We start from the raw sequence: 1,930 nt of genomic DNA on the forward strand, positions 1-1,930 counted from the left end.
GTGTACACGGGCGCGGGGGGCCCCCGCCGGCGCGGGTGGCCGCTGGCGGGCGCGGCGCGCGCCCGCGCGGCCCCCCGCGCGGGGGCCCCCCCGGCCCCCCCGCGGTGCGGCGTTGTCAGTGGCCCCCGGTAGGTTCTGGACTGTTGCACCAAGCAGTTGCACGAACTTGTACCGGAGGTTGTACACGTGACCCAGATGCTGCCCGAGTCCTGGCTCCCCGTCCTCGGCGACGAGCTGGACCAGCCCTACTTCAAAGAGCTCGTCGAGTTCGTCGAGAAGGAGCGGGCGAACGGGCCGGTCTACCCGCCCCGAGAGCAGGTCTTCGCAGCCCTGGAGGCCACGCCCTTCGACCGGGTGAAGGTCCTCGTCCTCGGCCAGGACCCCTACCACGGCGCCGGCCAGGGCCACGGCCTGTGCTTCTCCGTGCAGCCCGGGGTCAAGACCCCGCCCTCGCTGCGCAACATCTACAAGGAGATGCAGGCGGAGCTGGGCACGCCCGTCCCGGACAACGGGTACCTGATGCCGTGGGCCGAGCAGGGCGTCCTGCTGCTCAACGCGGTCCTCACCGTCCGCGAGGCCGAGCCCAACTCGCACAAGGGCAAGGGCTGGGAGAAGTTCACCGACGCGGTGATCCGCGCCGTCGCCGACCGCCCCGACCCGGCCGTCTTCGTGCTCTGGGGCGCCTACGCCCAGAAGAAGCTCCCGCTCATCGACGAGGAGCGGCACGTGGTCGTCAAGGGCGCCCACCCCTCCCCGCTGTCGGCCAAGAAGTTCTTCGGCTCCCGGCCCTTCACGCAGATCAACGAGGCCGTGGCGGCCCAGGGCCATGCGCCGATCGACTGGACGATCCCGAACCTCGGCTGACGCCGCACGCGCCTCGGTGCCATTGCCGGTGCCTCCGGTTAGCGTCGTGACGACCAGACCGGAGCGGGTCTGGCAGAGCGAGCCGGAGGCCGCCGTGACGGAGCAGCAGGAGGCGTCGGAGGACGCCGTCATGACCAGGATCGGCCAGGCCGTCATCCTGCTGCACGCCGGTGACCGCGAGGAGGCCCGCAACCGCCTCGGCGAGATCTGGACCGAGATCGGCGAGGACGGCGACTCCCTCCACCGCTGCACGCTCGCGCACTACATGGCCGACGCGCAGGACGACCCCGCCGACGAACTGGCCTGGGACCTTCGGGCCCTGACCGCCGCCGACGCACTGGGGCGGGGGCTGCGGGACGGGCTGCCCGCGCAGCACGAACCGCATCCCGCCGTGCGCGTGTTCTACCCGTCGCTGCACCTCAACCTGGCCGCCGACTACGTGAAGCTCCAGCGGCCCGACGCGGCGCGGCTGCACCTGGCCCGGGCCCGCGCCGCCACCGGGGCGCTGTCCGACGACGGGTACGGGAACGGCGTACGGGCCGCCATCGCCCGGCTGGAGCGGCGCCTCGCCGCGGAACCGGGCAGGGGCCCCCGGCCGTTCCCGGAACAGCACCCGTAGGCCCCGCCGGCCGCCGGACGGCCCCGGCAGTCAGGGCGGCGCGGGGCCCGTCAGCCGGGCAGCCGGGTCAGCCGTTCTGGACACCCGCGCAGATGCGGGCCTCCGGGCTGTCCGGGTGCCAGCGGCCGTGCCGGCGGCCCAGGGCGCACACGTCGGCCGGCCGGACCGGCAGCTCCTTCACCAGTTCGCGCTGGACCTCCGCTTGCGGCCCCGAAGGGTCCTGGCGGCCGCCCTTGCCCGCGTGGGCGCGTTTCGCGGGCCGGCGGGGCTCCGGGATGTCCGGTACCGGCGTGACCGCCTGAGCGGGCCCTTCGGCGGCCGGGACCGCCGGGCCCGCCGAGCCCGCCGGAACCGCCGCTCCGCCCGGAGCGGACGGCCCGTCCCCGGCCGGGGACGCGGGCCGCGCGGAACTCCCCGGTACCGCATTGAGCGCCTCCAGGACGGGCG

2 protein-coding genes and 1 pseudogene are annotated in these 1,930 nt (G+C 75.0%); 2 read left to right on the plus strand and 1 reads right to left on the minus strand.

Going from position 1 to position 1,930, the window contains the following annotated elements:
* The first annotated feature begins 195 nt into the window (after positions 1-195).
* Both ACFXA3_RS33980 and ACFXA3_RS33985 read left to right on the plus strand, forming a co-directional pair.
* On the plus strand, positions 196-864 hold the full coding sequence (locus ACFXA3_RS33980) for a uracil-DNA glycosylase (protein ID WP_385193285.1): 669 nt from the start codon (positions 196-198) through the stop codon (positions 862-864).
* 94 nt (positions 865-958) lie between these two features.
* Positions 959-1,483, plus strand: a complete 525-nt coding sequence (locus tag ACFXA3_RS33985; RefSeq protein WP_385193286.1) for a hypothetical protein — start codon at positions 959-961, stop codon at positions 1,481-1,483.
* 67 nt (positions 1,484-1,550) lie between these two features.
* Here ACFXA3_RS33985 and ACFXA3_RS33990 read toward each other — a convergent pair.
* Positions 1,551-1,930: pseudogene (locus ACFXA3_RS33990) on the minus strand (hypothetical protein); the annotation flags it as partial.

It is taken from the genome of Streptomyces sp. NPDC059456, assembly GCF_042750055.1.
GTDB lineage: Bacteria > Actinomycetota > Actinomycetes > Streptomycetales > Streptomycetaceae > Streptomyces.

Bases quoted from the DNA above. Each gene is read 5' to 3' on its own strand.
- ACFXA3_RS33980 (WP_385193285.1), top strand. From the start codon at position 196: ATGCTGCCCGAGTCCTGGCTCCCCGTCCTCGGCGACGAGCTGGACCAG.